The organism is Brevibacillus sp. SKDU10, assembly GCF_001645205.1.
In the GTDB taxonomy this organism is placed as follows: domain Bacteria; phylum Bacillota; class Bacilli; order Brevibacillales; family Brevibacillaceae; genus Brevibacillus_B; species Brevibacillus_B halotolerans.
In genome coordinates, this window is the sequence record NZ_LSSO01000080.1 from 1 (window position 1) to 5,638 (window position 5,638).

Genomic DNA, 5,638 nt, shown 5'->3' on the forward strand with positions numbered 1-5,638 from the left:
CCATATTATAAAGGGATAGAAGGGCTTTTTAAAAGGATTATTTTTTCGGAATGTAAGTAAAACGCATTAAAAATTCTGTTTATTAATCAAAAAAAACGATTTAACTGGCTAAAATACGTACAATGTTTTGTTTTAGCTTGATTAAATTCGGATATTAAAATAAAATAAGATTGCACCGATCAATTGTTGATTTCTTTTTGGTAATGTTGTGTTTTGTGATATTCTGACAGACTACATATGAGTTAAGACAGAAAAAACAACAGGGAGGTTTCTTATGCATAAGTGGGAATCTATAGATGAAGCTAACAGATACATAAAAGAAAGAATAAATCAAACACCAACCATCGGATTGATTCTAGGATCGGGCTTAGGTGAATTAGCGGAAGAGTTAACTGATGCCATTGTTATTCCCTATCAAGAAATTCCTCATTTTGTGATGTCGACAGTGGATTATCATGCAGGTAAACTAATTGTTGGCAAGCTTGAAGGGAAGACGGTTGTTGCTATGCAAGGCCGCTTTCATTATTATGAGGGTCACAGTATCGAATCGGTAACATTTCCAATTCGAGTAATGAAAATGCTGGGGGTTGAGCAACTTATTTTAACCAACGCCAGTGGAGGCTTACACATCGACCAGCAGCCAGGGGATTTAATGTTAGTGACGGATCACATTAACTTAATGGGGATAAATCCGTTGATTGGGGCTAATGATGAGAGGCTGGGAGATCGCTTTCCTGATATGAGTGACACCTATTGTAAATCCTCAGCTCAGTTGGCAAGACAGGTAGCAGCACAGATAGGTGTACCTCTAAAAGAGGGTGTCTATGTAGCTTTTACAGGCCCTTCCTTTGAAACGCCATCTGAAGTAAGAATGGCACGAACAATAGGGGGAGATGCAGTTGGCATGTCGACAGTACCAGAGGTGATTGTAGCCAAGCATGCTGGTATTAAAGTGCTGACTATCTCATGCATTTGTAATTTAGCGGCTGGTATTTTACCTCAGCCTATTACGGCTGAAGAGGTATATGAGGCGGCAGGACAAGCAAAAGAGAATTTTTCTAAGCTTCTACGAGGCATCGTGGGGAATATGTAAGTCACAAGGTTATAAGAATAGGTATTAAATAAAAAACAGAGGTGTAAGTCATCATGGATTTTCTTCGAGGCCTCCTTGGGGTAATTGCTGTTCTATTTATTGCATTCTTGTTTTGTAACAATAAGAAAGGGATTAGATGGCGTCCGATTATTGGAGGATTAGCTATCCAGTTTCTGTTTGCATTCATTGTGTTAAAGTGGGAGGCAGGTCGAGCTGTACTAAGTAAGTTCACCGACGTAATGAACCATGTTATTGGTTATGCTAATGAAGGGATTAGATTCCTTTTTGGCGGGCTGTACACTCCTGATTCTAAAATTACGTTTGTCGTAGCATTTAATGTTGTGCCGATGGTTATTTTTTTCGCAGCTCTGATTTCTGTTTTGTATTATGTAGGCGTTATGCAGCTATTTATCAAATACATTGGTGGCGGTATTTCTAAAATATTAGGTACAAGTAAGGCTGAGTCAATGTCAGCAGCGGCGAATATTTTTGTGGGTCAAACGGAAGCACCTTTAGTTATTCGTCCCTTTTTAAGCCAACTGACACGCTCAGAGCTGTTTGCTGTTCTAACAGGGGGACTTGCTTCTATAGCGGGAACAGTGCTTGCTTCCTACTCTTTACTAGGTATCCCGATGGAATATTTGCTTGCGGCGAGCTTTATGGCTGCTCCCGCTGGATTAGTTATAGCCAAGCTATTCTTCCCGGAGACTGAAAATATAAAAGACCGGGAAATAAAACTGGAAAAAAATGAATCAGCGAATATATTTGATGCAGCAGCACGCGGGGCTGGAGATGGCCTGTTTTTGGCGTTGAATGTAGGAGCAATGCTGTTGGCATTTGTAGCCTTGGTTGCTATGGTGAATGGTTTGCTTGGCTATATCGGAGGACTGTTTGGCATGGAGATAACCTTGCAAGGAATTTTTGGTTATCTTTTCTCTCCTTTGGCTTTTGCAGTTGGAGTACCATGGAGTGAGGCTGTTCAAGCAGGTTCTTATATCGGACAAAAAATCGTATTAAACGAATTTGTTGCTTATATTGATATGGCTAAGAACATGGCAAATTTGACACCTAAAACGGTAGCAATCCTGAGCTTTGCGCTTTGCGGATTTGCTAATTTTGGCTCTATGGCGATGCTGATTGGTGGCCTTGGTTCACTTGTACCTGAGCGTCGAAGCGAAATTGCTCAGGTTGGAATGAAGGTAATCTTTGCCGGTACATTGGCTTCCTTGTTAAATGGTGCGATTGCTGGGATGTTCTTGTAAGGGGCAAAACCACAAAACGCAGTTCCTTACCTATGATGTAGGAAGGAGCTGCGTTTTTGTATGTAGTCACTTTCTTCTACGTCTTCTCATGCTTGGAAGTTTTATGGAGAGGAGGGAGTTTCCTCGAAAGCGGTATCAATATCCTCATCATCAATTTCGATATTATATCTGCTTAAAAGCTGTCGCCATTCTACAGATAAGGGCTGGTCTGTGATCACTTTCGTAATGCCTTGAAAGTCGGTGATAAAAGTAAAGCCAGCTTTATCAATTTTAGTATGATCGAGCACTAGGATTTTTTGCTCTGAGTTTTTTAACATCAGTTTTCTAATTTCCGCTTCAAATTCGTTAGAATCTGTAGCGCCTCGTTGAAGATGAAGGCCGGTACAGGAAACGAAGGATGCATCGGCAAAATAATGAGAAAGGGCTCGAGTTGCTGAGTGGCTAACATACGAAAGGGAACGGCGTTGTAAAGTTCCACCTGTGGAAATTAGCTTTACGTGTTCAGCATCCGATAGCTCTAGCTCGACCTTAAATGAATTGGTGATAACCGTAAGATTCTGTTTATTTTTTATTTTTTTGGCAATATATAATGAAGTAGTGCTGGAATCAAGCATGATTGTATCGCCGCTTTTTATAAGCTGAGCGCATTTTTCTCCTAGTTTTTGCTTTACATCGACATAATAGCTTTCACGTACCCAGAGTGGAAAATCAGAGCGTAGTCCATCTTCTAAAATAGCTCCTCCATATGTACGTACTAAAATGCCTTCCTTCTCTAATTTGTCTAAGTCACGACGTATAGTCTCTTCAGAAACAGAGAATTGTTTACTGAGCTCTGTTACCATGACATTTCCTTGTTCAAATAGCATGTTCATGATTTTTTTGCGACGTTCGATTGCTAACATAATACCTCCCAAAACAATGATCTATCCCAATCGACCTACAGGTATGTCTCTTGCCAAAAAGGATACCAAAAATAACGTTGTAAAAAAAGATAGAAAGAAAAGAAATTTGAATCATCATTTACAGAAATCCAGATGGAGTGTCGAAAAAGTTTGACCAAAGGGCTGGAAGCAGTTGAAAATAAGTATACAGATTAGTAAAATCAAGGTATCAGTCAATAAAAATGTTAGATTATGTGGTTTTATGTGATTTTTGATTCGTAGCAGAAATTTTTTTGTTTTTTTGCTATAACAAAGATAAGACAAATCGTAAATCCTAAGTCACTCAATTTTGAATTGGCTTATTACAAATAGGGGAGGCTCTCAGATGGCGACGTTTATTCAATCGGTCCGTTTTGAAGACAATACTTTATTTATTTTAGATCAGACGAAACTTCCAACTTTGAAAGAATTTTTAGAAATAGACAACATAAAGGATGCCTGGGATGCCATTAAGGAGTTAAAGGTAAGAGGAGCTCCTGCGATTGGGATTGCTGCCGCTTATGGACTACTGTTGGGAATTCATGATGCACCTGAGGACTCCTTTGAGGCCTTCTACGATGTATTCACAAAGCATAAAGAGTACCTCGCGTCTTCACGACCTACAGCAGTGAACCTATTTTGGGCATTAAACCGTATGGAGCAACGAGCTTTGGCTGACCAAAACCTACCAGTGGCTGAAATGAAACAGCGTCTTGTTACAGAAGCGCATGCGATTCGTGATGAGGACGAAGAAACATGCCGGATGATTGGTGAACATGCATTGACGTTGTTTGAGGATGGCATGGGTGTGTTAACGCATTGTAATGCTGGTGGAATTGCTACGGCACGTTATGGTACAGCACTTGCACCTATTTATTTAGCAAAAGAAAAAGGCTGGGATATCAGGGTTTTTGCCGATGAGACTCGTCCCTTGCTGCAAGGGGCTCGTCTGACAGCATGGGAATTACATGAAGCGGGTATTGATGTTACGTTAATTACGGATAGCATGGCTGCAATGGTGATGTCTAAAGGCTGGGTACAGGCCGTTATCGTTGGATGCGATCGGGTTGCAGCTAATGGTGATGTAGCGAACAAAATTGGAACGTATGGTGTAGCACTACTGGCAAAGGCTCATGGCATTCCATTTTATGTAGCAGCCCCCATGTCTACAATTGACCTAGATACCGCTACAGGAGAACAGATTCCGATTGAAGAGCGAGAAGCTGGTGAAATTATTGAAGGGTTTGGCAAGCAAACGGCACCCAATGATGTCAAAGTCTTTAATCCTGCCTTTGATGTAACTCCACACGATTTAATAACAGCAATCATTACTGAGAAGGGTATTTTACGAGCTCCTTACGACAATGCATTGACAGAGCTGTTCCAGGTCACTGCAAAAAGCAACTAGATGGACCCACAGGAAACAAGGAGGACATAACTAATCATGACCGAACCAACGTACGAACAGATGAAAGATGAAGCTAAAATCAAACAGGATATCTGTGAGATTGGGCGTAAAGTATATGAAAAAGGCTTTGGTGCGGCTAACGATGGAAATATTTCGGTTCGTCTTTCTGCCAACGAGATCTGGATCACGCCAACCGGGGTAAGTAAAGGAGCTTTGCAGCCAGATATGCTGGTCAAAGTAAACCTCCAAGGGGAGGTATTAGAAGGAGAGCTTCAACCAACCTCTGAGATGAAAATGCACCTGAAAGTATACGAAATGCGTTCAGACATTGGCGGGATCGTTCATGTTCACCCTCCGTATGCTACAGCTTTTGCGATAGCAGGCATTCCCTTAGATTTTGCAACCCTGCCAGAATCGGTAGTGCTGCTTGGAACCATACCTTTAGCTAAATATGCAACTCCTTCCACCCATGCTCTTCCTGAATCCATTGCTCCTCATATCATGAGCCATCAGGGGGTTTTGCTAGAAAACCACGGGGCACTTACATGGGGAAAAGATCTGCAAACAGCCTACTATTTGATGGAGTCGCTCGAATTTACTGCAAAAATTAATTGGATTGCAAAACAAATGAACGGAGCACGGGAATTGTCAGTAGAACGGGTGCAAGAGCTAGTAGCGTTGCGAGAGAAAATGGGCTTAATGGGGGAGACACCAACAGGAGTCATTTGTCCACCAGGAATCGATGTATGCTCTGCAAACGAACAAGCTATCTCTTTGAAAGAATCACAACCACTGACAGTCAAATTAGATGAACAACAAATGGAGGAGCTTGTTAGCCGGGTAACCAAGGCAGTTATTTCCCAGCTACAACATCCAAAACTGAAATAGGAAATGGTTAAATAGAAAAATGCGAAGCCTGTTTTCAAGGTTTTCGCATTTTTCTTTTGGTTTAAAA

5 protein-coding genes are annotated in these 5,638 nt (G+C 41.2%); 4 read left to right on the forward strand and 1 reads right to left on the reverse strand.

From position 1 onward, the window contains the following. Nucleotides 1-274: 274 nt before the first annotated feature. On the forward strand, nt 275-1,093 hold the full coding sequence (locus tag AYJ08_RS05360; protein WP_064016872.1) for a purine-nucleoside phosphorylase: 819 nt from the start codon (nt 275-277) through the stop codon (nt 1,091-1,093). 53 nt (nt 1,094-1,146) lie between these two features. Next, nucleotides 1,147-2,355: a NupC/NupG family nucleoside CNT transporter gene (locus tag AYJ08_RS05365; RefSeq protein ID WP_064016873.1), complete on the forward strand. Its 1,209-nt coding sequence runs from the start codon at nt 1,147-1,149 to the stop codon at nt 2,353-2,355. Between the two features lie 101 nt (nt 2,356-2,456). Here the strand turns inward: AYJ08_RS05365 and AYJ08_RS05370 are convergent, their stop codons facing one another. Then, the gene (locus AYJ08_RS05370; RefSeq protein ID WP_064016874.1) at nt 2,457-3,257 is read right to left on the reverse strand and encodes a DeoR/GlpR family DNA-binding transcription regulator; all 801 of its coding nucleotides are present in this window, start codon (nt 3,255-3,257) and stop codon (nt 2,457-2,459) included. Between the two features lie 364 nt (nt 3,258-3,621). On the opposite strand from AYJ08_RS05370, the gene mtnA reads away from it, so the two are divergent. Then, nucleotides 3,622-4,683 carry an S-methyl-5-thioribose-1-phosphate isomerase gene (gene mtnA, locus AYJ08_RS05375; RefSeq protein ID WP_031415289.1) on the forward strand — a complete coding sequence of 354 codons (1,062 nt, stop codon included), beginning with the start codon at nt 3,622-3,624 and terminating at the stop codon, nt 4,681-4,683. 36 nt (nt 4,684-4,719) lie between these two features. Continuing rightward, entirely contained in the window at nt 4,720-5,571 is an 852-nt protein-coding gene (locus AYJ08_RS05380) for a class II aldolase/adducin family protein (protein WP_064016875.1), read from the forward strand. The last annotated feature ends 67 nt before the right edge of the window (nt 5,572-5,638 follow it).